The sequence below is a fragment of the Malikia granosa genome, from assembly GCF_002980595.1.
Classification (GTDB): domain Bacteria; phylum Pseudomonadota; class Gammaproteobacteria; order Burkholderiales; family Burkholderiaceae_C; genus Malikia; species Malikia granosa.
Window position 1 is genome coordinate 1 of record NZ_PVLQ01000038.1, and the last position, 24,850, is coordinate 24,850.

A 24,850-nucleotide genomic window follows, 5' to 3' on the forward strand; every position below is an offset into this window, starting at 1 on the left:
TCGAGGATCACGTCGCAGGTCATGGTGCCGCGCTGGCCCATCTTCTTGTCCTTCTTGCCGAGCTTGATGCCGGGGGTGTTCGCCGGCAGGATGAAGGACGACACGCCACCCGCACCGGGGCCGCCGGTGCGCGCCATCAGCGTGAAGGCGCCGGCGCGCGGCGCGTTGGTGATGTAGCGCTTGGTGCCGTTGAGCACATAGTGGTCGCCGTCGAGGTCGGCCCGGGTCTTGAGCGAGGCGGCATCGGTGCCGGCATCAGGCTCGGTCAGCGCGAACGACATGATGAGCTCGCCGCTGGCGACCTTGGGCAGGTACTCGGCCTTCTGCTCGGGCGTGCCGTCCATCAGGATGCCCTGCGAGCCGATGCCGATATTGGTGCCGAACACCGAGCGGAAGGCGGTGGCGGTGCGACCGAGCTCGTAGTTGACCAGCACCTCCTGGCTCACCGACAGGCCGATGCCGCCGTACTCCTCGGGCACGGTCAGACCAAACAAGCCCATGTCCTTCATGTCCTGGATGATGTCGGCCGGCACCTCGTCATGCTCTTCGAGGTGGTTCTCGGCCGGCACCAGGCGCTCGCGGATGAAGCGCTGGATGGTGGGCAACAGGATGTCAAAGGATTCTTGGTCGAGGGCCATGGTCTTGTCTCGTGAAAAAAATTAACGGTGTTGGAAGGCCGGCTTGCGCTTCTCGAGGAAGGCGTGCATGCCCTCCCTGGCATCGGCGCTGGCAAAGCGCGCATGCAGCTCGCGCCGCTCGAACAGGATGCCCTCGGCCAGCGAGGACTCCCAGGCGCGGTTGACCGACTCCTTGATCGCCAGCAGCGCCGGCAGCGAATAGCCGGCAATCTGGGTCGCCAGCGCCAGCGTGCGATCCAGCAGTTCGGCGTCCGGCACCACGCGCGAGACCAGGCCGTAGCGGTCGGCTTCCTGCGCATCCATCATGCGCGCCGACAGGCACATGTCCATCGCCTTGGCCTTGCCGATGGCGCGCGGCAGGCGCTGGGTGCCGCCGGCGCCCGGCATCATGGCCAGCTTGATCTCGGGCAGCGCGAAGCGGGCGGACTCGGCCGCGACGACGATGTCGCAGGACAGCGCGAGCTCGCAGCCGCCGCCCATCGCGAAACCGGCGACCGCCGCCAGCACCGGCTTGCGCACGCGGCGGATGGTCTCCCAGTTGCGCGTGATGAAGTCGCTGCGGTAGGCGTCCATGTAGTCGTAGTCGGCCATGACGGCGATGTCGGCGCCGGCCGCGAAGGCCTTGTCGCTGCCGGTGATGACGATGGCGCCGATGGCGGGATCGGCATCGAAGGCCAGCAGCGCGGCGCCCAGCGCCTCCATCAGCGCGTCATTGAGCGCGTTGAGCTGGGCCGGCCGGTTGAGCTGGATCAGCCCGACGCGGCCCGCGGTCGAAACCAGTATCGGCGTATCGGTCACTTTTTTCTCCTGGAGGGTTCAGTCGACGCTGATCTTGCTGTCGCGGATCACGGTCGAGAGCTGCTTGGTCTCAGCCGCCAGCAGCTTCTTGAAATCGGCGTTGTTCAGGCCCACCGGCTCGGCCCCGAGCGCCTCGTAGCGGGTCTTGATGCCGGGCAGCGCCAGTGCCTTGCCGATCTCGCTGGCCAGGCGCGCGGTGACCTCGGGCGGCGTGCCGTTGGGTGCCCACATGCCGAACCAGATGTCGAGCTCGGCGCCCTTCATGCCGAGTTCCGACAGGGTCGGCACCTCGGGGAAAAAAGAGCTGCGCTTGGCGCCCGCGACCGCCAGCATGCGCGCCTTGCCGGCACGCACATGCGGGAAGGAAATGCCCGGGTCCATCACGAAGTCGGCCTGGCCGGCCAGCACGTCCTGCAGCGCGGGCGCCGCGCCGCGGTAGGGAATGTGCACCGCGAAGAACTTGGCCGACTGCTTGAACAGCTCGCCAGCCAGGTGCGGCGGAGTACCCGCGCCCGCCGAGGTGTAGGACAGCTTGCCCGGGTTCTTCTGGCCAAAGGCGACCAGCTCGCGGGCATCCTTGAACGGCGACTGCTGGTTGACGACCACGTACATCTGGCTCTTGCCGACGCCGGCGACCGGGGTCAGGTCCTTGGCCGGGCTGATGGTCTGCTTGAACAGGAAGGGGTTGGCGGTCTCGAACGAGGTCGGCGCGACCAGGAAGGTATAGCCGTCGGGCTGGGCGCGGATGACCTCGCTGGCCGCGACGTTGCCGCTGGCGCCCGGCTTGTTGTCGATCAGCACGGTCTGGCCGAGCGCTTCGCTCAGCGAGGCGCCCATGGCGCGCGCCATCACGTCGGTGGTGCCGCCCGGGGCGAAGCCGACCACGATGCGAATCGGCTTGGCCGCGGGCCAGGCCTGCTGGGCCTGGACGCCGCCGAGCGCGCCCAGCGTGCAAAGCGAGGCGACGGCGGCCCGGATCAGGTGGCGGCGGGTCTGGAAAGCGGTCTGGGTTGTCATCGTTGTCTCCTGTGATTGATATTGGTCTGTCGATGAACGGCTTCAGGCGCTGGCGAGCTGCTGCTGGAGCAACTCGCGCAGCTTGAACTTCTGGATCTTTCCGGACGGCGTGGCCGGCATGGCCTCGAGGATCTCGAGCCGCTCGGGGATGTACTGCATCGCCATCTTGTTGCTCTTGAAGTACTCGACCAGGCCTTGCAGGTCCAGGCTCTGGCCGGGCTTGAGCACGACCGCGGCGCAGGCGCGCTCGCCCATGCGCTCGTCCGGGTAGGAGACGATCGCGGCCTGCAGCACGGCCGGATGGCGGTAGAGCAGGTTCTCGATCTCGACCACCGGGATGTTCTCGCCGCCGCGGATGATCACGTCCTTGCTGCGGCCGGTGATGCGGATATAGCCCTGCGCGTCGATGCGGGCCAGGTCGCCGGTGTCGAACCAGTCGTCGGCATCGGTGCCGTTGAGATGCGGCCGCTTCAGGTAGCCGCCGAAGTTGGAGCAGGCGCGCAGCATCAGGCTGCCGGCCTCGCCCGCCGGCAGGGTCTTGCCGTCGACATCGACCACCTTGACCTCGACGCCCGGCAGCGGCCGGCCGTCAGTCGTGAAGGCGCGCTCGTCGTCGTCCTCGAGCAAGGTGGTGGTGACGGCGCCGTTCTCGGTCATGCCCCAGGCCGACACGATCTTGGTGCCGAGCACGGCACGCGCCTGCTCGACCAGCGCGCTCGGGATCGGTGCCCCGGCGCACAGGAAGACCTTGAGCGTCGGCACCGGGGTGGCGTTGTCCGCCACGGTGCGGGTCAGGTCGGTCAGGAAGGGGGTCGATGCCATGGTGAAGCTGACGCCCTCGCTGCGGATCACCTCGATCGCCTTCTTCGGCTCCCAGACATCCTGCAGCACGGCGCTGGCCTTCAGCATGATCGGCATCATCAGGCCGTACATGAAGCCGGTCTGGTGCGCCATCGGCGAGGCCATCAGCACCACGGTCTCGGCGTCCAGGTGCAGGCGGCGCGCGTAGGGAATGATGTTGGCCATGGTGGTGTTGGCCGAGTGCATCACGCCCTTGGGCTCGCCGGTGGTGCCTGAGGTGTAGATCAGCTGGGTGATGTCGTCCGGGCCCGGGCGGCTGGCTTGCAGGATCTCGGCCGCATCGGGTGCCTGTTCCCACTCGGGACCGCTGAGCAGGGCCGCGAAGCTGTCGGGACCGTCGCCGTCGACGATCACCAGCTGGGCGATCTCGGGGATGCTGCGCTTGAGGCTGTGGGCCATCTGCTCGAAGTCGAAGCCACGGAACACCTTGGGCGTGATCAGCACCTTGGCCTGGCCATGCTTGAGCATGAAACCGAGCTCGCGCTCGCGGAAGATGTGCATCAGCGGGTTCATGACCGCGCCGATGCGCGAGCAGGCCAGGTAGGTCAGCGTGAACTGCCACCAGTTGGGCAGCTGGCAGGCCACGATGTCGTTCTTGCGCACGCCCAGGCGGTGCAGGCCGACGGCGATCCGGTCGGCCATCTGCGCCAGCTCGCGGTAGCTGAAGCGCCTGACCTCGTCGCTGTCGCTGCGATAGGCGGTCAGCGCCCGCTTGTCAGGACAGGCCGCGACGCAGGCGTCGAGCTCGTCGTTGATGGTGCGGTCGTGCCAGAAGCCCTGCTCGATCATGCGGGCGCGGCGCGGGGCCAGCAGTACGGCGTCGAATTCCATGTGTGTCTCCTCTGTTTGTTCTGTGGGCTGTCGCGGTCTGTCGCAGCTCAGGCCGGCACGAACTTGCGGCCGGCGCGCACGCGCGCGATGATGGTCTTCATGATCTGGGCCGTGCCGTCGCCGATCTGGAAGCCCAGCACGTCGCGCAGGCGCTGCTCCATCAGGCCACGGTCGTAGCCGCCATGGCCGTAGCACAGCAGGCACTGGTGGATCACGTCGTAGGCCAGCTTGGGGCCCCACCACTTGGCCATGCCGGCTTCTGCCGTGTGCGGCAGGCCGCGGTCCTTGAGCCACAGGCCCTGGTAGCACAGCAGGCGGGCGCCCTCGACCTCGGTGTCGTACTGGGCCAGCGGATGGGTCACGCCCTGGAACGCGGACAGCGGCTGGCCGAAGGCCTCGCGCTGGGTGATGTATTCCCAGGTTTCCTCGAGCGCGACGCGCGCCACGGCCAGCACCTGCAGGCCGATCAGCGCGCGCGAGAAGTCGAAGCCGTGCATGACCTGCACGAAGCCCTTGTTCTCCTCGCCCAGGCGGTGGCTGACCGGCACGCGCACGTTCTCGAAGAAGATCGAGCCACGACCGATGGCGCGCTGGCCATGGCAGTCGAAGCGGTTGGTCGTGATGCCCGGGGTGTTCATCGGCACCATCAGCGCGGTCACGCCATGCGCCTTGTCCTCGGGCGTACCGGTGCGGCCGAACACGACCGCGATGTCGGCCTGGTCGGCGGCCGAGATCGAGGTCTTCTCGCCGTTGATCACGTAGAAGTCGCCGTCGCGGTCGATCTTCAGGCGCAGATTGGCGGCATCCGAGCCGCCGCGCGGCTCGGTCAGCGCGATGGCGCAGATCGCCTCGCCCGCGATCAGCTTCTTCAGCCAGGGGCCGACGATCTCGGGATCGCCGTACTTGGACAGGATCTGGCCGTTGAGCGAGGCCAGCAGGTTCAGGTAGGAAAAGCTCAGGTCGGCGCGCGCGATCTCCTCGTGGATCACGCCGGCGGCCACCGTGCCCAGGCCCAGGCCGCCGAAGGCTTCCGGCAGCTCGGGGCAGATGAAGCCCATCTCGCCCATCTCGCGCAGCAGCGCGCGGTCGAGCACCCGGGTCTGGTCACGCTCGAGGAAGCCGGGCTTGATGCGCTCTTCGGCAAAGCGGCGCGCGCTCTCCTGCAGCGCCTGCAGGTCTTCATCGATATACGGGATCGGGTTCTGGTTCATGATCTAGGGCCTCGTACGGAATGAATTGAAGTGGTTACAGGGTTGTCGATTGGCTGACCCGGCTCGCAAGCCGGGCCATGGGCATCAGGTCGGAGCGTCTTCGGTCAGCGCGGCGCGGATGACCTCCACCGCCTCCGGGTTGACCAGGGTGCTGAGGTCGCCCGGGTCTTCCCCGAGCCAGGCCGAGCGGACCACGCGACGCATCATCTTCATGTTGCGGGTGCGCGGCAGGTCGTCCACCAGCACCACCTGCGCGGGCTTGAAGGCGCCGCCCAGCCCCGCCGTCACGGCGGTCGACAGGCGCTTGACGGCCTGATCGCGGTCGATGTCGGGGCGCGGGACGCAGACGCAGACCACGGCCGTGCCCTTGACCGGGTCGGGAATACCGATCGCGGCCGCATCGATCAGCAGCCCGGTGCTCATCAGCAGCGCCTCGATCTCGGACGGGCCGGTGCGCTTGCCGGCGATCTTGAGCGTGTCGTCGGAGCGGCCATGGACATACCAGCTGCCGTCGGCATCGCGGCTGGCGAAGTCGCCATGCAGCCACAGATCGGGCAGACGTGACCAGTAGCTGTCCAGGTAGCGCTCGCGGTCCTGCCACAGGCCGCGCGTGAGCCCGATGCTGGGGCTGCGCATCACTAGCTCGCCCGTCACGCCGGGGCCGACGCTACGGCCCTCGTTGTCGACGATGTCGGCTCCGGTGCCGGGCACGGGACCGGCAAAGCCGCAGGGCTTGAGCGGGTGGATCACGGTGCCGGTCAGGATGCCGCCGACCTCGGTGCCACCCGAATAGTTGAGCAGCGGCACGCGCTTCTTGCCGACGCGCTCGAAAGTCCATTGCCAGGCCTCGGGCGTCCAGGGCTCGCCGGTCGAGACGATGACGCGCAGCGAGCTGAGGTCGATCGCATCGATCGCTGCGTCGCCGAGCGACATCGACAGGCGGGCCACCGTGGGGGCCAGGCCCAGGTAGCTGATGCGATGACGCTCGATCAGGCGCCACAGCCGGTCGGGCTGCGGATAGTTGGGAGCGCCCTCGGCCAGCACCACGGTGGCACCGACCTGCAGGCCGCCAAAGACCAGGATCGGACCGACCAGCCAGCCCATGTCCGACATCCACAGGAAGCGGTCCTCGGGCTTCAGGTCCATGCAGATCGACAGATCGAGCGCCGTCTTGACCGGGAAGCCGCAATGCGAGTGCACCACGCCCTTGGGTTTGCCGCTGGTGCCCGAAGTGAACATCAGCAGGAAGGGCGCGTCGGCTGGCATGGCTTCGGTCGGCACCTGGGTGTAGTCCTCGGGCGCACCGGCGACCAGTTCCGGCCACCAGTGGTCACGCCCCTCTTCCCAGCTGTGCAGGGTCGCCAGGTGGTTCAGCACCACGACATGCTGCACGCCGGGGCAATGCAGCAGTGCTTCGTCGACGACGCTCTTGGCACCCACGGGCTTGCCGCGGCGCAGCGAGCCGTCGACCGTGATCAATGCCTTGGCATTGCCGTCGTTGAGGCGCTGCGCGATCGCATCGGCGCCAAAGCCCGAGAACATCGGCAGCAGGATGGCGCCGATCTTGGCCACCGCCAGCATGGCGGGGGCGGCCTGCTGCAGGTTGGGCAGGTACATGCCGATCACGTCGCCGCGCCCCAGGCCCAGGCGGCGCAGGCCCCAGGCCAGACGGCAGGTCTCGCGGTCCAAGTCGGCAAAGGTCCAGCTCGACACGCTGCCGTCCTCGCCTTCCCAGACCAGCGCCTCCTGCTGGTAGCGCTCGGTGCCACGGCGCCGGTCGATGCAGTTGAGCACCACATTGGTGGTGCCGCCCACGCACCAGTTGGCAAACGGCAGCCCCTGGCCCAGGTCCAGCACCTGGTCATAGGGGCGCTGGAAGCGGTAGTCGAGGAAGCGGATCAGCGCGTCATTGAAGCCGGCCGGATCGACGCTGGCCATTTGGTTGAGCGCTTCGAAGCTGCCAGCTCCGAGCTCATGCATGAAATGCGTGAGATTGGCATTTTCCACCGTCTGGCGGTCGGGCCACCACACAGCACTGGACTTATCGAGGACATCGACTGGCATGACTCGGGCTCTGCTTGACGCGATTACTTGAAGAACTTGCGGAACTCGGGCTTGCGCTTTTCCTTCAGCGCATTGACGCCTTCGCGCGACTCCTCGGTGTCGTAGTAGAGCTTGAGCGCGTACATGCCCAGGCCCGCGATGCCGGCCTGGTGCGCGGTGTCCATGTTGAAGCTGCGCTTGGCGATCGCGAGCGCGGTCGGGCTGCGCTCGCACAGTTCCTCGCCCCATTTCTGCACTTCGGCGTCGAGCTGGTCGGCCGGCACGCAGATGTTGGCCAGGCCCATGGCGACGGCCTCGGCACCCGAGTAGCGCTTGCACAGGTACCAGATCTCGCGTGCCTTCTTCTCGCCGACCACGCGGGCCAGGAAGGCGGTGCCGTAGCCGGGGTCGACCGAACCCATCTTGGGGCCGACCTGGCCGAAGATGGCCTTGTCCGAGCAGATGGTCAGGTCGCAGATGGTGGCCAGCACATTGCCGCCGCCGATCGCGAAGCCCTGCACGCGGGCGATCACGGGCTTGGGGGTATCGCGGATGGCGGCATGCAGCTCCTCCATCGGCAGGCCGATGGTGCCGCGGCCGTCGTAGTTGCCGTCGTGCGCTGACTGGTCGCCGCCGGTGCAGAAGGCGCGGTCGCCGGCGCCGGTCAGCACGATGGCGCCGACGTTGCGGTCATAGCCGGCCTTGTTCATGGCCTTGATGATCTCGTCGCAGGTGGTGCCGCGGAAGGCATTCATCTTGTCGGCGCGGTTGATGATGATCCACGCCACGCCGTTGCGGACTTCGTACAGGATGTCTTCGAATTGCATGTGTTGCTCCTAGTGGGTTTGTCGTGTCGGGATCAGCCGTGCATCGTCAGGCCGCCAGACACGCTGATGACCTGGCCGGTGATGAAGGAAGCGTCGTCGCTGCCGAAGAAGACGATGGCGCTGGCCAGGTCGTCCGGCTGGCCCAGGCGACCGAGCGGGATCGCGCTGCGGAAGGCCTCGATCAGCTTGGCCGGATCGCGCGCGCCTTCGGCCACGCCTGCCAGCAGGGCGGTGTCGGTCGGGCCCGGGCAGACCACGTTGACGGTGATGTTGTGGCGGGCATGCTCGCGCGCCAGGGTCTTGGACAGTGCAACCAGGCCGCCCTTGCAGGCCGAGTAGACGGCCTCGCCAGAAGAGCCACCGCGCGCCGCATCGGACGCGATGTTGACGATGCGGCCCGACTTGCGCTCGGACATGCCCGGCAGCACGGCGTGCAGCATGTGCAGCGCGCCGGTCAGGTTGATCGCGATCAGGCGCTCCCATTCGGCCGGCACGGTCTTGACGAAGGGCTTGAAGACATCCCAGCCGGCGTTGTTGACCAGCACGTCGACCGGGCCCAGCTGGGCTTCGGTAGCGGCCACGGCCGCGTCGACCGCGGCGCGATCGGTGATGTCGCACTTGAAGGCGGCGGCCTGGCCACCGGCGGCGCGGATCTCGGCCGCGACCTTCTCAGCCGCTTCCAGGTTCATGTCGAAGACGGCGACTTTCGCGCCCTCGGCGGCAAAACGGCGGCAGGTCGCGCCTCCGATGCCACCGGCACCACCGGTCACGATCACTGTCTTGGCTTGTAGCTTGCTCATATGGGCTTCCTTGTGCATGTGGGGTAATCGGCCGTCTACTTGAACTCGGTTTTAGGTAAACGTGTTGTCGTAGTTTATGCAAAAGATCCAGGCTTGCAAGACCTGACGGAAGAATTAATCCTCATGGTTTACCCTAGAAAAAACCAGAATCCAGCCAAGAATCCGATGAAGCATATGAAGACGCAAGAAAATTTATGACAACTGATTGACGGTTAATGCTGTAAATGCGCCCTACTGGCCGAGACTGGACGCAACCGCTTCCAGGACTCGCCAAGCGGCGCGGGCCGTGCGGCATGGCGCCACGGCGGCCGGCTCTTGCTACAGTAGGCGGATGGAAAACAGCAACACCGCAGACGACAACGGCAACCATGTGCACGACCTGCAGGCCAGGCGACTGGCCGACGCGCTGGTCGAGATGCACCTGACCTCGGAAGCCGGCACCCGGCCCCAGCGCGACGCCTACCGGCTGGCCTTCGTCGACAACGAATTCCTGCTGCGGCGCGAGACGCGCGGCATCCGCTTCCAGCTCGAGCTGCTCAAGCCCGACCTCGAGCAGGAGGCGCTCGGCATCAACAACACCATCGTCGTGTTTGGCAGCGCGCGCTTTCGCGAACCGGCCGAGGCCGAACGCCAACTGCACAAGGCCCAGGCCAGCGGCGACCCGGCCGCGATCCGGCGCGCCCAGGCACTGCTGCGCAATGCGCACTACTACGAGAAATCGCGCCGCTTCGCCCAGCTGGTGGCCGACTACAGCCTGAGCTGCGCCAAGGACGAGCAGCTCTACATCGCCACAGGCGGCGGCCCCGGCATCATGGAGGCGGCCAACCGCGGCGCCCATGACCGCGGCGCGCTCAACGTGGGCCTGAACATCCTGCTGCCGCACGAGCAGGAGCCCAACCCTTACATCAGCCCGGAGCTGAGCTTCAAGTTCCACTACTTCGCGCTGCGCAAGATGCATTTCCTGATGCGCGCCAAGGCCCTGGTCGCCTTCCCGGGCGGCTTCGGCACCCTCGACGAGCTGTTCGAAGTGCTGACCCTGGTGCAATGCCGGAAAGCCAAGCCGGTGCCGATCTTCCTGTTCGGCAGCGACTACTGGCAGCGCATCATCAACTTCGAGGTGCTGGTCGAGGAAGGCGCGATCTCGCCCGAGGACCTGGAGCTGATCCGCTATGTCGATGAGCCGGAACAGGCCTGGGAAGGCATCAGGAAGTTCTACGACCTGCCCGACCCCTGCCCCTGAGCCGCCCGGCCCGCCGCCCTGCGGGGCAAACTTTTTTCGGGTCCGGATGCCCAATTACATTTTTACAAATATAATTTTCTGGCTGGCTTGACGAGAGCCTGGCATTTTTCACCATCGATCATCCGATCTTCAGGGCCCCATCCGGGGCTCTTTTTTTGCCTGCCGATCAATGCGGGACTGTCGCCCGGGCCGGCAGGCGGCCGAGCTGCAGATCGGTCAGGCTGGCGTAGAGCGGCCGGCTGACCAGGCGCGAGATGCCGCTGGCGATCATCGCGCAGGCCATCAGGCTCAGCACCAGCTGGTAGCCGTCGACCATCTCCATCACGATGATGAAGGCCGTCATCGGCGCCTGGGTCACGGCGGCCAGGAAGCCAGCCATGCCGAGCGCGATCAAGGTCGGCGCATCGAACTGAGCGCTCAGTTGCGCGACATCGGCGCCGAGCGCAGCGCCGATCGCCAGCGCCGGCGCAAAGATGCCACCCGGCGCGCCCGACCAGGCGGTGATCCAGGTCGCGACGAACTTGAGCAGCAGGTAGAGGCCACCGATCTCGCCGATCTGGCTGCTGTTGCCGCCCTCGAGCAGCTCGCGGGTATGGCTGTAGCCGCTGCCGAAGGTGGCGCCGCCGCTGGCCAGGCCGATGACCGCCACCGCCAGCCCGCAGCCCGCCGCGAAGCGGACCGGATAGCGCTGGCGCCAGCGCGTGAAGCGGTCGTTCGACAGGCCCGAGAGCGAGCGCGCCAGCAGCCGGGCGAACAGGCCGCCGAGCAGGCCACAACCCAGCGCCACCAGCAGCCCGGGCCCGAGCAGCGCCCAGCTCACGGGCTGGACCCGGATCACGCCGAAATAGGTCGAGTTGCCATAGACCGAGACCCCCATCAGGCCGGCCAGCACGATGGCGGCCATGATGAGGCCGTTGCTGCGCTGCTCGGGCCGGCGCGACAGCTCCTCGATCGCGAACATGATGCCGCCCAGCGGCGTGTTGAAGGCCGCCGCGATGCCGGCCGCGCCGCCCGCGATCAGCAAGCCCTGCTCCGAGACCGCACTGCGCCTGGGCAGGAAGCGGCGCGCCGCATGCATGACGCCAGCGCCGATCTGCACCGAAGGCCCCTCGCGGCCCTGCGACAGGCCACCGAGCAGCCCGGCAGCCGTCAGCAGCATCTTGGCCAGGGTCAGCCGGACCGAGACATAGAGGCCGCGCCAGCCGGGCTCGACCCCGGGATGCAGCGCCGCCATCACCTGCGGAATGCCCGAGCCGGCCGCGCCCGGCGCCCAGCGGCGCGTGATCCAGACCACGGCGGCCGTACACAGCGGCGTCCACAGCAGGGGCAGCCAGGCGGCGCCGGCACAGGCATGCTGGAACAGCTCGAAGGCCTGCTCGGTCAGCCAGGTGAAGGCCACCACGGTGAGCCCCGACAGGGTGCCGAAGGTCAGCACCACGGCCCGGGTCTGCCAGAGGTCGCGGTCGCTGAGCTCGGCACGCAAGGCATTGACGATATGGGGATCGGCGCTCATGGCATCAGGTCCAGGAAAGGGGTCGGCGGCGGCTGCTGCCAGGCATGGCATCCCTGGCAGCAAGCGATGGCGATTTTACAATATATATTTGTGCAAATATACTAAGGCCTCGAGGCCCGTCGGCTGACGGGCGGGATTCAAGCCAAACAGGAGCAAGACATGATGAAGATAGGACTGATGGGCTATGGCAAGGCCGGCAAGGCAGTGGCCCAGGTGCTGGCCAACGATCCGCGCTACCAACTGGACTGGGTCATGCGGCGCCGCTCGGGCGAGCAAGCCCATGTCGAAGGCCAGCCGCAGATCCCGCTGGTCGGGCTCGAGGGACTGGACCTGGGCAGCTGGCTGAACCAGCACCCGGTCGATGCCATCGTCGACTTCTCGCAGGCCGACTCGGTCTACCTCTACGGCCAGGAACTGCGCCGGCGCGGCATCATGCTGGTCAGCGCGATCTCGGCCTACGAGCCGCAGCACCTGGACTACCTGCGCGAGATGGGCCAGGACACCCGGGTTATGAGCTCGCCCAACATCACGCTGGGCATCAACTTCCTGCTGCTGGCGGCCAAGCTGCTGCGCGGCATCGCGCCGTTTGCCGACGTCGAGGTGGTCGAGCAGCATTTTCGCGACAAGCCCGAGGTCTCCGGCACCGCGCGCAAGATCGCCGAGACGCTGGAGCTCGGCGGCGAGCGCGTCACCTCGCTGCGCGTGGGCGGCATCGTCGGCCACCACGAGGTGATCTTCGGCTTCCCGCACCAGACCGTGCGGCTGATCCACGACTCGATCCGGCGCGAGGCCTTCGGCACCGGTGCCGCCTTCGCGCTGCAGGAGCTGGCGCAACGCGACAAGGGCTTCTACAGCTTCGACGACCTGCTGCTGGAGAAAATCCGCACCCAGCTGCTGGCGACAGCCTGACAATCGGGCATGATGGGCGGCATCGAAAACTGCCGACCCCGCATCTTGTCCGCCCCAGCCCAGCCTGATCCCTCATCGCCCGTCCACGGCGCCGCCAGCCCGGAGCAGGCCGCGCAGGTGCTGCGCCAGTTCCGCGTGGTCTTCAACGCGGTGCGCAGCCATTTCCAGCAAGTCGAGAAGCGGGTCGGCATCGGCGGCGCCCTGGTCTGGGCCCTCCATGTGATCCGGAGCCAGCCCGGCCTGGGCGTCAGCGAGCTGGCGCGCGCGATGGACATTCACCAGTCGACCGCCAGCAACCTGGTGCGCCAGCTGGTCAAGCGCGCCCTGGCGCGCACCGAGAAATCGGCGACCGATCGCCGCGGCGTGCAACTCTTCATCGAGGCGGCTGGCCTGGAGCTGCTGCAAGGCGCGCCCGGCCCCTACGAGGGCGTGCTGCCCGAGGCGCTGCAGCAACTCGCGCCCGCCACGCTGGGCCAGCTCCAGCTCAACCTGGCCGAGGTGATCAAGGCGCTGAAGGCCGACGAGCAGGCCGGCGGCATACCGCTGGCCGAGCTCTGAGCCGGGCCGGCGGCTGGGCCAGCCTGGCCTCTTGCTCGGGATCTACCTGCTCAACGGGCTGCCGCAGTGGCGGCAAGACCACTGGGCCGCCGCGGGCGCTGGCGGCAGCCGCTCACAGCGGGAACAACCGGAAGCAGAGGATGGCGACCAGGGTCGGGCCGAGCGCACCGGCGAACAGGCCATGGGCAGCGATCGCGCCATGCTCGAACGTGCTCTTGAGGATGGAGGCACCGGCCGGGTTCGGCGCATTGGCGATCAGGGTCAGGCCGCCGCCGGTCACGGCGCCGGTCAGCAGGGCGTACTTGAATTCGGGCGTCAGGCCCTCGACCAGCGAGCCCAGGTAGGTCAGCGCCGCGTTGTCGGTGATCGCGGTCAGCGCGGTGGCACCGAAGAAGACCTGGGTCTCGTCCATCAGCAGCAGCAGGGGCTGCAGCCACCATTGCTGCATGCCGCCGAGCACCACCAGGCCGCCGAGGAAGAAGGCGACCAGCAGGCCCTCGCGCAGCATCAGGCGGTCCTGGTAGGCGGGATAGGCAGTGGCAATGCCCATGAAGAGCAGGAACACCGCGACGAAGGCCGCCGGGTGATGGGCAAAGACGACGATGGCCAGCAGGAACAGCAGGTGGACGGCGACCATCGCGAACGGCACGCCGCTGTAGGGCGACTTGGACTGGTACGCCATGCCGCGCAGCTCGCGCGCGAACAGCAGGGTCACGCCCAAGGCGTTGATCAATACGGCCACGGCAGCCTTCCAGCCGACATGGGTCAGCATGTAGCCGAGGTCGAGGCCCCAGGCCTTGGCGACCATCAGCACCGGCGGCGCCGCATAGGGCGTGAGCGTGCCGCCGATCGAGACGTTGACGAACAGGGTGCCGAGCGCGGCATATTTGAGCGGCTTGGAGGCGCGCGCGAAGATGGTGTCCTTCATCAGCAGCGCAGCCAGGGTCATCGCGGCCGGCTCGGTGATGAAGGAGCCCAGCAGCGGCACGATCGCCAGCGCGGTGAAGCAGAACGCCATGGTGCGCGGCAGCGGGATGACCCGCACCAGGGCCTGCACGGCCAGCGAGGCCGCCTGCAGCACGGGACGGCTGCCCGCGACGACCATGATCGCGAACACGAACAGCGGTTCGGTGAAGTTGCGGTCGTCGAGATAGGCCAGCGCCTCGCCCTGGCCCACCATGAAGGACATCACGACCATCAGGATCATGGCCCAGAAGCCGAACACGATCTCGACCTCGGCCAGCAGATGCCAGACCCCGGCATGGGTCGGGCGGGTATGGGCCAGGTATTCGAAATACTTGGTCGAGAAGGTGTGCAGCAGCGCCAGGGCGAAGATGGCGGCGGCAACGAGCTGGATCTGGGTGGGGGACATAGGGGGTCGCAACAAAACTGCGTGGCGGCCCGACCAGCGCAAAAAACCTGCCGCGGCCCCTTGCCGACGACACCCGGCGCAGAGTTTAACCCAAGGCGCGGCGCTTCAAGCGGCCTCGTCCCCGGCGCCGGACAGCGGCAGGAGCTGGGCTGAACGATCAGCCGGCAGCGCCTCGACCTGCTTCAGGGCCCGACTCATGGCGCGGCTGCGCACCTCGGCGTTCTCGAGGCTGTTGAGCACGGTCTGGGTCTGGGTCTTGACCTTGGCCAGGGTATCGCCGAACTTGCCGAACTCGGTCTTGACCGCGCCGAGCACCTGCCAGACCTCGCTCGAACGCTTCTCGAGCGCCAGGGTACGGAATCCCATCTGCAGCGCGTTGAGCATGGCGAGCAAGGTGGTCGGTCCCGCCAGCGTGACCCGGTGCTCGCGCTGCAGCGCCTCGACCAGTCCGGGGCGGCGCAGCACCTCGGCGTACAGGCCCTCGGTCGGCAGGAACAGCAGCGCGAAGTCGGTGGTGTATGGCGGCTCGAGGTATTTGTCGGCGATCGAGCGCGCCTCGAGCCGGATGCGCTGCTCGAGCGCCTTGGCCGCCTGCTCGGCCGCCAGCGGATCGGCGCGGCGCTGCGCGTCGAGCAGACGCTCGTAGTCCTCGTTCGGAAACTTGGCATCGATCGGCAGCCAGACCGGCGCGCCGTCCTCGCCCTTGCCGGGCAGGCGCAGCGCGAAGTCGACCAGGTTGCGGCTGCCGGGCCGGGTCGGTACCTGGGATGCATATTGCTCGGGCGCGAACACCTGCTCGAGCAAGGCCTCGAGCTGGGCCTCGCCGAACATGCCGCGCGTCTTGACGTTGCTCAGCAGGTGCTTCAGGTCGCCGACCCCGGCGGCCAGCGCCTGCATCTCGCCCAGGCCCTTGTGCACCTGTTCCAGCCGCTGCGCGACATGGGCGAAGCTCTCGCTCAGGCGGGTCTCCAGCGTGCGGTGCAGCTTCTCGTCGACGGTGGCGCGCATCTCGTCGAGCTTGGCCGCATTGCTCTGCTGCAGCTGCTGCAGCTGGGCCTCGAGCGTGGCGCGCAGCTCGGCCAGGCGCTGGGCGTTGGCGTCGCTCAGGGCCTGCCATTGCTGGCTCATGCTGTCGCCCAGGCTGCCGCGCAGCTGCACGATCTGCTGCGCCAGCGCGTCGAGCCGCTCGCCCTGGCTGCGCGCGGCCTGCGCGCCCTGGCCCAGCAGGGCCTGCTGGAAGCCGGCCAGGCCCTGCGCCTGCTCCTGGCGCTGGCCGCGCGCGGAGTCGGCGATCTCGCGCCGCAGCTCGCGCTCGAGCCGGTCGAGCTGGTCGCCCAGCTGCTCGAGCGCCACGGACTGGCGCTGCTGCTCGGTCGATTCGGCCATCGGCGCTGGCCGGCCCTGGCGCCAGGCGATCCAGCCCAGTCCGGCCAGGTTGAGCAGGGCCAGGACGGCCCACAGCATGTCGCTCATGAAAGTCGCGCTCCCAAAGACAAGGGCCAGCGCCGCTGCCGGCACTGGCCCGGAATGGCCACTGGGGCCAGGCGGAGGCGGATCAGACCGCCAGCAGCTCGACTTCGAACAGCAGGGTGGCGTTGGGCGGGATCACGCCGCCGGCGCCGCGCGCGCCATAGCCCAGCGCGGCCGGGATCACCAGGCGACGGGTGCCGCCGACGGCCATGCCCTGCACGCCCTCGTCCCAGCCCTTGATGACATGGCCGGCCGCGAGCGGGAACACGAAGGGCTGGCCGCGGTCCTTGCTGCTGTCGAACTTGGCGCCTTGCTGGCCGTCGTTGTAGAGCCAGCCGGTGTAGTGGACCGAGACGCGCTGGCCAGCCTGGGCAACGGCGCCCGAGCCGACGACGGTGTCTTCATACTGCAGGCCGGAGGGAGTGGTGATCATGGGAGCTTCCTAGCTGAAAAAAGAGCAAATGTTAAGGCAAGGCTGCGCGCCGCGGAGGCGGCCAGGCTTCAGTCGAGCCAGCGCGTGAAGGACTCGACCGGCTCGCGCGGGGTCTCGAGGCGGTTGACCACGGCGTCGGGGTCGGCATAGCCCAGCGCCATGCCGCAGACCAGCATCTCGCTCTCGCCGGCGCCGACATGCGGCAGCACGATGCCGTGGAAGGCGTTCCAGGCTGCCTGCGGGCAGGTGTCGAGCCCGTGGGCGCGGGCCGCGATCATCAGGTTCTGCAGGAAGCCGCCGTAGTCGAGCAGCGAGCCGCGTCCCATCACGCGATCGACGGTGAACATCAGCCCGACCGGTGCGTCGAACAGGCGGAAGTTGCGCTGCTGCTGCAGGTGCATGGCCTCGCGGTCGCCCTTGCCGATGCCGAGCAGGCCGTAGAGCGACCAGCCGTTCTCGCGCCGGCGGTCGATGTAGGGGCTGACCCACTGCTCGGGGTAGTAGTCGTAGGGCTCGCGGTATTGCGCGGCCAGCTGCGGGTCGGCGCGCATCTCGTCATGGGCGGCGCAGACCTTGGCGACCAGCTGGTCGCGGCTGTCACCCTGCAGCACATAGACCTTCCAGGGCTGGGTGTTGGTGCCCGAGGGCGCGCGGCTGGCCAGCTGCAGCAGCCGGGTCAACAGCTCGCGCGGCACCGGCTTGGGCAGGAAGGCGCGCACGGAATGGCGGCCGTTGATGGCGGCTTCCACGCTCGCCGGGTCCAGGGACGCCGGGGTGGCGCCGGGGGCATTGTCAAGGCTCAAGGCTTGTCTCCTGTCGTTGGCCGGGCCACCAGTGCGGCAAGGCCCGGATGGAAACATTGTGCCAGCATGATCAAGCCGGATTCAGCGGCCGGGCGCCGACAGGGCCTGCCAGCGCCGGCCATAGTCGAGCGCGACCCGGTAGCTGTTGACCTGCAGCCCGACCGTGACCGCGATGTCGCGGCCGTAGCCGCCGGCCATGGTCATGGCCAGCGGGATGCGGCGCTGCCAGGCCCAGTCGAACACGCGCCGGTCGCGCGCCTCGAGCCCGTCGGCGCTGACCTTGAGCCGGCCGAGCCGGTCGTTCTCGTGCGGGTCCATGCCGGCCAGGTAGATCACCAGGCCGGGCTCAAAGCGGCGCTCGAGCTCGGCCAGGCCCTGCTCGAGCGCGGCCAGGTAGTCGGCGTCGCCACAGCCATCGGGCAGGTCGATGTCGCAGTCGCTGGCCTCCTTGCGGAAGGGAAAGTTCTTCTCGCCATGCAGCGAGAGCGTGAACACGCTGTCGTCGCCCTGGAAGATGCTGGCCGTGCCATTGCCCTGGTGCACGTCGAGGTCGATGATGGCGACCCGCAGCGGCCGGCGCCGCCAGGCCTCGCCGCGCCGGCCCCATTCGGCCTGCATCACGCGCGCGGCCACCGCCGCGTCGTTGAAGACGCAGAAGCCAGCGCCCTTGTCGGCATAGGCATGGTGGGTGCCGCCCGCGAGGTTGGCCGCCAGACCCTCGCCCGACAGGGCGGCGCGGCAGGCCTGCAGCGTGGCGCCGACCGAGCGCAGCGCGCGCTCGGCCATCGCCGGCGACCAAGGAAAGCCGATCTCGCGCTGCTGCGCCGGCGTCAGCCCCCCTTGGGCAACGGCGGCGATATAGGCCGGGTGGTGCACCAGCGCCAGCTCGCCGGCGCTGGCCGGCAGGGCTGGCGCGAGGTTCAGCTCGGGCAGCTCCTGCTCGAGGCGCTCGCGCAGCAGCGCATACTTGGCCATGGGAAAACGATGCCCCTCGGGCAGGGGCAGCACGAACTGGTCGGAATAGAAAGCTTGCACGCCAGCATTCTGGCGCAAACCCGCCAACCCGACGGCGGCCTGGGCCAAGCGCAAGCCCCGGTCTTGCAAAGCTGGCGCATCTCCCTATAATCGTTACCATGTTGCACTGCAACAATCGAGCTCAGGAAGCCGGACCGGTATCCGATAGCCATATTCACACGAACAGGAGACAAGACATGCTGACCCAAGAACAAATGCTGGCCGCCCAGAAAGCCCATATCGAAACCCTGTACGGCCTGACGCAAAAGGCCTTCGAGGGGGTCGAGCGCATGGTCGATCTCAATCTGCAAGCCACCCGCGCCACCGTCAACGAAGCCGCCAGCCAGACCGAGGCCCTGCTCAGCGTGAAGGACGCACAGGAACTGCTCGAGCTGCAGGCCAGCCTGATGCAGCCGCTGGCCGAGAAGGTCAGCGCCTACAGCCGCCAGCTGTTCGAGATCGCCTCCGACACCAGCGCCGAGTTCGCCAAGGCGAACGAGGACCAGTCGGCCGAGGCCCAGCACCGGTTCATGGCCCTGTTCGACAACATGGCGCGCAACGCACCGGCCGGCTCGGAGCCGCTGGTCACCGCCATGCGCAGCGCCATGCATGCGGCCTCCGGCGCCATGGACCAGGTGCAAAAGGCGGTCAAGCAGGCGACCGAGATGACGCAAGCCAACATCCACCAGCTGGCGCAGAACGCCGCCAGCGGCGCCAAGCCTGCCGGCAAGAAGCGCTGAATTCCATCGGGCCTGGCCGGCCCGCCACCGTTTGAGGTTGTCTCCTCGGGTCCCAGGGAACAAGGGTTCAGGGACCTTTTCCAGGCCTCGCCCCAGTGCGAGGCCTTTTTTTCACGTCCGGCCGCCAGCCGGCCTCAGGCCAGCGGCACGCGCCTGGCCTGCAGCCGCTCGCGCAGGCGCGGCAAGGCGGCCTGCATGGCGGCGCGACCAGCCGCAATCGAGCGCTGGCGCGCCGAGAAATCCGCGCTGCCGACGCCGCGCAGCTCGGGCTTGATCACCAGGTCGGCCTCGGACAGCGCATAGCGGTTGATGGTCTGCCCCATGATGTCGAAGGTCTGCATCAGCACCTTGAAGGTGTCGCTGGTCGGGTTGCCATCGGGCGGGCTCGAGATGTTGACCGCGATCACGAACTCGGCCCCCATCTGGCGCGCCTGCTGCACCGGCACTGGCGCGACCAGGCCGCCGTCGACATATTCGCGCCCGCCGATCGCCACCGGCGAGAACACGCCCGGCACCGCGCTCGAGGCGCGCACCGCCGTGCCGGTGTCGCCGCGCTGGAACAGCACGCCCTGGCCATTGGCCAGGTCGGTCGCGACGATGCCGAGCGGGCGCTTCATGTCCTGGATCGGCTTGCCCTGCACCTGGGCGTTGACATAGCGCGCCAGCGCATCGCCGCGCAGCAGGCCGCGGTTGAACAGCGGCAGCGTCCAGTCGGTGATCGCGGCCTCCTCCATGCGCAGCGCGGCCTGCTCGAGCTCGGCGCCATTGCGCCCGCTGGCATAGAGCGCCGCCACCAGGCTGCCGGCCGAGGTGCCCACCACCAGATCGGGCAAGAAGCCTTGCTGCTCGAGCACCTGGATCACGCCGACATGGGCGAAACCTCGCGCCGCACCACCGCCCAGCGCCAGGCCGATGCGCGGCGGCCGGGTGCGCGGAGCCTCGGGCTGGCTGTCGATAGGTGCCTCGGGCCGCGAGGGCGTGGCCGGTGCGACCGGGCCCGTCGGATCGACCAGGGTCGAGCAGCCCGCCAGGGTACCGAGCCAGGCCAGCCCCGCCCCCAGGCAGGCGCGCCTTGACAGTCCGACCGAGGGGGGAAAGGGTTGAATCGACATCCGGAATTGACCGCCTGGGGGCATGAAGTTTGTGATTGCATCAATTTTAGGATGAATGCCATTTTCTGTCTGCCGGCGTCGCCACGCCGCATCGGCGAAAATAGCCGTGTGGCCATACCTCAGTCTTTCATCCAGGAACTCCTCTCGCGCGTCGACATCGTCGAGGTCGTCGGTCGCTATGTGCAGCTCAAGAAGGGCGGCGCCAACTTCATGGGGCTGTGCCCCTTCCACGGCGAGAAGTCGCCCTCCTTCAGCGTCAGCCCGACCAAGCAGTTCTTCCACTGCTTCGGCTGCGGCAAGCATGGCAACGCGGTCGGCTTCCTGATGGAGCACACCGGCATCGGCTTCGTCGAGGCGGTCAAGGACCTCGCGCAGCAGACCGGCCTGCAGGTGCCGCAGGAGGACCTGAGCCCGCAGGAGCGCGCTCGCGCCGCCGAGCAGCGCCAGCAGCAGGCCACGCTCAACGAGCTGCTCGACAAGGCCGCCGGCGCCTACTACCAGCAGCTGCGCCAGAGCAAGCGGGCACAGGACTACCTCAAGGGTCGCGGCCTGTCGGGCCGGATCGCCAAGACCTTCGGCCTGGGCTATGCGCCCGAGGGCTGGCGCTTCCTCTCGACCGTGCTGCCCGACTACCAGAGCCCGCAGCTGGTCGAGGCCGGGCTGGTGATCGCCAGCGAGGAGACGCCGGCCGCCGCGGGCGAGGAAGCCCGGCCGGCCAAGCGCTACGACCGTTTCCGCGACCGGATCATGTTCCCGATCCGCAACGTCAAGGGCGAATGCATAGGCTTTGGCGGCCGGGTGCTCGACCAGGGCGAGCCCAAGTACCTCAACTCGCCCGAGACCCCGGTATTCAGCAAGGGCCATGAGCTCTACGGCCTGTTCGAGGCGCGCAGCGCGATCCGCCAGGCCGGCTACTGCCTGGTGACCGAGGGCTATATGGACGTGGTCGCGCTGGCCCAGCTCGGCTTTGCCCAGGCGGTGGCGACGCTGGGCACGGCCTGCACGGCCGACCACCTGCGGCTGCTGTTCCGCTTCACCGATGCGGTGGTGTTCAGCTTCGACGGCGACGCGGCCGGCCGGCGCGCGGCACGCAAGGCGCTCGAGGCCGCCCTGCCCTGGGCCAATGACACGCGCTCGATCAAGTTCCTGTTCCTGCCGCCCGAGCACGACCCCGACAGCTTCATCCGCGCCCATGGCCCGGACGCCTTCGCGCAGAGCATCAGGCAGGCGCAGCCGCTGAGCCGCTTCCTGCAGGAAGCCGCGGCCAGCGACTGCGACCTCGAGACGGCCGAAGGCCGCGCGCGCATGGCGGCGCAGGCGCAGCCGCTGTGGCAGTCGATGCCAGACGGCGCGCTCAAGCGCCAGTTGCTGGGCGAATTCGCCGATGCGATCGGACTCGACGCGCGCGAGCTCGACCAGATCTGGTCGGCCAGCGGGCAGCGCGGTCGCAGCCTGCCCGGGCGCCGGGCGGAGTCCGGCGCCAGCCCCGAGGCGCAGGCGCCGCGCCGCAGCCCGCGCCGCGCGCCGCCCGGCGACTACGACCCCGCCCAGGGCGACTGGCCCGAGCGCCGCGGCAGTCCGGCCAGCGAGGGACAAGGCTGGCGCCCGCCGGCCCGGCGCAGCGGCGCGCGCGGACTGCTGGGCCGCGCCGACCGGGTCGCGCGCCTGGTGCTGGCCACGCCAGAGGCCTGGGACTGGCTCAGCGCCGACGACCAGCAGCTGCTGGCGCACGAGCCGGCGCCGCATGGTCCGCTGTTCGCCTGGCTCGAGACCCAATGGCACGAACATGGCCCCCAGCCCTGGGCCGCGCTGCGCGAGGCCTTGCGCGGCCAGCCCTTCGAGGCATTGGCGCTCGAGCTCAATGCCGGCGGCCTGGCGCTGCAGCGGCCCGAGGACGAGGAAGCGGACGAGGCAAGCGCGGCCCTGCCCTCGCCGGCCGACCTCAGGCGCGAACTGCGCGAGCTGATGCGCCGGCTGCACATCGACGAGCTCAAGCAGCGCGAGACCGAGCTGATCGCCGCCGTCGGCCAGGACCCGCAGGCGCTCGAGCGCTACCGCGAGCTGCAGGCGCTCAGAAAATCGCTCGAAGCCGGGAACTAAGGCCTGCGGGTATAATCCAAGGACTTGTCACGCAAGCGCGACAGCAGCACCTCCGGACCGGCCAAAGCCCCAGAACGGGCAACAGGGAAGCGATCCCCGGCCAATAGCCAGCCACGCTACATCCGCAAGGACTGCACACCAAATGTTCGCCCAACCAGCTTGCCTGCCGACCTCCCGCGCGGGGTCGGACCGTCTGGCCCTGCCAGACCGGATCGCGCCGACCCATTGAGTTTACCGTTTCAACCGCCGTGGCGCCTGCGCCCCGGCAGAAAGCGCCGTACGTGAGCATCAAATCCACCAAAGCCTCCTTGATCCAAGCCGCCGACGAGTTCCTCGCCGCGGCTGCCCAGGCCGAAGCCGCCGCCGCCCCCAAGAAGCGTGCCGCGCGCAAGAAGGCCGCACCCGTCGAGGGCGGCGACCAGCCGGTGGCGGCCAAGCCGGCAGCGGCCAAGCGCGGTCGCAAGCCCAAGGCCGAGGTCAAGTCGGCCGGTGCAGCCAGCTTCGACGACGCCGACCTGAGCGACATCGAGGAAGATCTGGTCGATGAGTCGGTGGCCGAGGAAGCGGTCAGCGACGCGCCGGTCGAGAAGGTCAAGCCGCTGCGCATGAAGGTCAGCAAGGCCAAGGAACGCGCGCTGATGAAGGAATTCGGCCTCGACGAGACCGTCCTGACCGAAGAGGAAGCCAAGCTGCGCCGCGAGAGCCTGAAGAAGCTGATCAAGATCGGCAAGACCCGCGGCTACCTGACCCATGGCGAGATCAACGACCACCTGCCCGACAAGCTGGTCGAGGCCGAGACGCTCGAAGTCGTGGTCTCGCTGCTCAACGACATGGGCGTGGCGGTCTACGAGCAGACCCCGGACGCCGAGACCCTGCTGCTGAGCAACACCGGCCCGACCGCCGCCACCGAGGAGGAAGCCGAGGAAGAAGCCGAAGCCGCGCTGTCGACGGTGGACAGCGAATTCGGCCGCACCACCGACCCGGTGCGCATGTACATGCGCGAGATGGGCACGGTCGAGCTGCTGACGCGCGAGGGCGAGATCGAGATCGCCAAGCGCATCGAGGGCGGCCTGCACGACATGGTCGCGGCGATCTCGCAGTCGCCGGCGACGATCAAGGAAATCCTGGCCATGGGCGAGGAAATCCGCTCGGGCGCGGTGGTGATCTCGACCGTGGTCGACGGCTTCACCAACGCCAACGAGGCCGACGACTACGTGGCCGAGGAAGACTTCGACAGCTACGACGAGGCCGACGACGACGACGGCAAGGGCGGCTCCAAGGCGCTGACGCGCAAGCTCGAGGAACTCAAGCGCGAAGCGCTGAGCCGCTTCGACGACATGCGCGCGCTGTCCGAGCAGCTGCAGCAGATCTGCAGCAGCGAAGGCTATGGCACCCCGGCCTACCAGCAGGCGCAGGCCGCGCTGACCGAGCGCCTGATGAGCATCCGCTTCACCGCCAAGGCGATCGAGAAGCTGTGCGAGACCGTGCGCCAGCAAGTCGAAGGCGTGCGCAAGAAGGAACGCGAGCTGCGCAAGATCATCGTCGACAAGTGCCGCATGCCGCAGGAAACCTTCGTCAAGGAATTCCCGCCCAACCTGATCAACCTGCAATGGGTCGAGAAGCAGGCCGCGGCCAACAAGCCGTGGAGCGTGACCATGGCGCGCCATATCCCGCCGATCCAGCTGCTGCAGCAGCAGCTGATCGACCTGCAGAACGAGGTGGTGGTGCCGCTGGACCAGCTGAAGGCGATCCACAAGCGCATGAACGAAGGCGAGGCGATGTCGCGCTACGCCAAGAAGGAGATGATCGAGGCCAACCTGCGGCTGGTGATCTCGATCGCCAAGAAGTACACCAACCGCGGCCTGCAGTTCCTCGACCTGATCCAGGAAGGCAACATCGGCCTGATGAAGGCGGTCGACAAGTTCGAGTACCGCCGCGGCTACAAGTTCTCGACCTATGCGACCTGGTGGATCCGCCAGGCGATCACGCGCTCGATCGCCGACCAGGCGCGCACGATCCGCATCCCGGTGCACATGATCGAGACCATCAACAAGATGAACCGCATCAGCCGCCAGCACCTGCAGGAGCATGGCTTCGAGCCCGATGCCTCGATCCTGGCCGAGAAGATGGAGATGCCCGAGGAGAAGATCCGCAAGATCATGAAGATCGCCAAGGAACCGATCTCGATGGAGACCCCGATCGGCGACGACGACGACAGCCACCTGGGCGACTTCATCGAGGACAACGCCAACACCGCGCCGATGGATGCCGCGATGCAGGCCGGCCTGCGCGACGTGGTCAAGGAGATCCTCGACACGCTGACGCCGCGCGAGGCCAAGGTGCTGCGCATGCGCTTCGGCATCGAGATGTCGACCGACCACACGCTGGAGGAAGTCGGCAAGCAGTTCGACGTCACGCGCGAGCGCATCCGCCAGATCGAATCGAAGGCGGTGCGCAAGCTCAAGCACCCGAGCCGCTCGGACAAGCTGCGCAGCTTCATCGACACGCTGAACTGATGCCGGCGCGCCCACAGCGCTGACACAAAGCAAGAAGCCCGGAT

The 24,850-nt window shown here is 68.1% G+C and carries 21 protein-coding genes; 6 read left to right on the forward strand and 15 right to left on the reverse strand.

Going from position 1 to position 24,850, the window contains the following annotated elements; genetic code table 11:
* The 8 genes from C6P64_RS11230 to badH all read right to left on the reverse strand — a co-directional run.
* Positions 1–638 (reverse strand): acyl-CoA dehydrogenase family protein (locus C6P64_RS11230; RefSeq protein WP_211296834.1); only part of this gene is annotated, 638 nt, incomplete at its 3' end.
* A gap of 21 nt (positions 639–659) precedes the next feature.
* Positions 660–1,436 (reverse strand): enoyl-CoA hydratase, encoded by a 777-nt coding sequence (locus C6P64_RS11235; RefSeq protein WP_105748660.1) that lies wholly within the window; start codon positions 1,434–1,436, stop codon positions 660–662.
* An 18-nt stretch (positions 1,437–1,454) separates the two neighbouring features.
* The gene (locus tag C6P64_RS11240) at positions 1,455–2,453 is read right to left on the reverse strand and encodes a Bug family tripartite tricarboxylate transporter substrate binding protein (protein ID WP_105748661.1); all 999 of its coding nucleotides are present in this window, start codon (positions 2,451–2,453) and stop codon (positions 1,455–1,457) included.
* 42 nt (positions 2,454–2,495) lie between these two features.
* A complete protein-coding gene (gene aliA / locus C6P64_RS11245; protein ID WP_105748662.1) occupies positions 2,496–4,145 on the reverse strand; it encodes a cyclohexanecarboxylate-CoA ligase in 1,650 nt (549 codons plus the stop codon).
* 47 nt (positions 4,146–4,192) lie between these two features.
* On the reverse strand, positions 4,193–5,356 hold the full coding sequence (aliB, locus tag C6P64_RS11250) for a cyclohexanecarboxyl-CoA dehydrogenase (RefSeq protein WP_105748663.1): 1,164 nt from the start codon (positions 5,354–5,356) through the stop codon (positions 4,193–4,195).
* An 84-nt stretch (positions 5,357–5,440) separates the two neighbouring features.
* Positions 5,441–7,420, reverse strand: a complete 1,980-nt coding sequence (locus C6P64_RS11255) for an AMP-binding protein (RefSeq protein WP_105748664.1) — start codon at positions 7,418–7,420, stop codon at positions 5,441–5,443.
* A 23-nt stretch (positions 7,421–7,443) separates the two neighbouring features.
* Complete coding sequence (gene badI / locus C6P64_RS11260) at positions 7,444–8,226, reverse strand: 2-ketocyclohexanecarboxyl-CoA hydrolase (protein ID WP_105748665.1); 783 nt, start codon at positions 8,224–8,226, stop codon at positions 7,444–7,446.
* A gap of 32 nt (positions 8,227–8,258) precedes the next feature.
* On the reverse strand, positions 8,259–9,026 hold the full coding sequence (badH, locus tag C6P64_RS11265; protein ID WP_105748675.1) for a 2-hydroxycyclohexanecarboxyl-CoA dehydrogenase: 768 nt from the start codon (positions 9,024–9,026) through the stop codon (positions 8,259–8,261).
* 331 nt (positions 9,027–9,357) lie between these two features.
* Between badH and C6P64_RS11270 the strand changes: the two genes are divergently transcribed.
* Positions 9,358–10,266, forward strand: a complete 909-nt coding sequence (locus C6P64_RS11270) for an LOG family protein (RefSeq protein ID WP_105748666.1) — start codon at positions 9,358–9,360, stop codon at positions 10,264–10,266.
* Between the two features lie 166 nt (positions 10,267–10,432).
* Here C6P64_RS11270 and C6P64_RS11275 read toward each other — a convergent pair whose 3' ends face one another.
* Positions 10,433–11,779, reverse strand: coding sequence for a chloride channel protein (locus C6P64_RS11275; RefSeq protein WP_105748667.1), 1,347 nt, complete (start codon positions 11,777–11,779; stop codon positions 10,433–10,435).
* A 159-nt stretch (positions 11,780–11,938) separates the two neighbouring features.
* Between C6P64_RS11275 and C6P64_RS11280 the strand changes: the two genes are divergently transcribed.
* Both C6P64_RS11280 and C6P64_RS11285 read left to right on the forward strand, forming a co-directional pair.
* Entirely contained in the window at positions 11,939–12,688 is a 750-nt protein-coding gene (locus C6P64_RS11280; protein WP_245911703.1) for a 4-hydroxy-tetrahydrodipicolinate reductase, read from the forward strand.
* Positions 12,689–12,733: 45 nt separating this feature from the next.
* Complete coding sequence (locus tag C6P64_RS11285) at positions 12,734–13,246, forward strand: MarR family winged helix-turn-helix transcriptional regulator (RefSeq protein ID WP_245911704.1); 513 nt, start codon at positions 12,734–12,736, stop codon at positions 13,244–13,246.
* A gap of 112 nt (positions 13,247–13,358) precedes the next feature.
* Here C6P64_RS11285 and C6P64_RS11290 read toward each other — a convergent pair whose 3' ends face one another.
* The 5 genes from C6P64_RS11290 to C6P64_RS11310 form a co-directional block, all read right to left on the reverse strand.
* The gene (locus tag C6P64_RS11290) at positions 13,359–14,618 is read right to left on the reverse strand and encodes a putative Na+/H+ antiporter (RefSeq protein ID WP_105748668.1); all 1,260 of its coding nucleotides are present in this window, start codon (positions 14,616–14,618) and stop codon (positions 13,359–13,361) included.
* Between the two features lie 105 nt (positions 14,619–14,723).
* Positions 14,724–16,091, reverse strand: a complete 1,368-nt coding sequence (locus tag C6P64_RS11295; RefSeq protein ID WP_105748669.1) for a DNA recombination protein RmuC — start codon at positions 16,089–16,091, stop codon at positions 14,724–14,726.
* 82 nt (positions 16,092–16,173) lie between these two features.
* The gene (locus C6P64_RS11300) at positions 16,174–16,521 is read right to left on the reverse strand and encodes an FKBP-type peptidyl-prolyl cis-trans isomerase (RefSeq protein WP_105748670.1); all 348 of its coding nucleotides are present in this window, start codon (positions 16,519–16,521) and stop codon (positions 16,174–16,176) included.
* Between the two features lie 68 nt (positions 16,522–16,589).
* A complete protein-coding gene (locus C6P64_RS11305; protein ID WP_245911705.1) occupies positions 16,590–17,324 on the reverse strand; it encodes a nitroreductase in 735 nt (244 codons plus the stop codon).
* An 81-nt stretch (positions 17,325–17,405) separates the two neighbouring features.
* Positions 17,406–18,359 carry a histone deacetylase family protein gene (locus C6P64_RS11310; protein WP_211296835.1) on the reverse strand — a complete coding sequence of 318 codons (954 nt, stop codon included), beginning with the start codon at positions 18,357–18,359 and terminating at the stop codon, positions 17,406–17,408.
* Positions 18,360–18,535: 176 nt separating this feature from the next.
* Between C6P64_RS11310 and C6P64_RS11315 the strand changes: the two genes are divergently transcribed.
* Positions 18,536–19,078 carry a phasin family protein gene (locus tag C6P64_RS11315; RefSeq protein WP_105748672.1) on the forward strand — a complete coding sequence of 181 codons (543 nt, stop codon included), beginning with the start codon at positions 18,536–18,538 and terminating at the stop codon, positions 19,076–19,078.
* Positions 19,079–19,212: 134 nt separating this feature from the next.
* Here C6P64_RS11315 and C6P64_RS11320 read toward each other — a convergent pair whose 3' ends face one another.
* Complete coding sequence (locus tag C6P64_RS11320; protein WP_105748673.1) at positions 19,213–20,190, reverse strand: patatin-like phospholipase family protein; 978 nt, start codon at positions 20,188–20,190, stop codon at positions 19,213–19,215.
* Between the two features lie 108 nt (positions 20,191–20,298).
* On the opposite strand from C6P64_RS11320, the gene dnaG reads away from it, so the two are divergent.
* Complete coding sequence (gene dnaG / locus C6P64_RS11325) at positions 20,299–22,290, forward strand: DNA primase (RefSeq protein WP_105748679.1); 1,992 nt, start codon at positions 20,299–20,301, stop codon at positions 22,288–22,290.
* A gap of 248 nt (positions 22,291–22,538) precedes the next feature.
* On the forward strand, positions 22,539–24,806 hold the full coding sequence (gene rpoD, locus C6P64_RS11330; protein WP_425436749.1) for an RNA polymerase sigma factor RpoD: 2,268 nt from the start codon (positions 22,539–22,541) through the stop codon (positions 24,804–24,806).
* Positions 24,807–24,850: the final 44 nt, after the last annotated feature.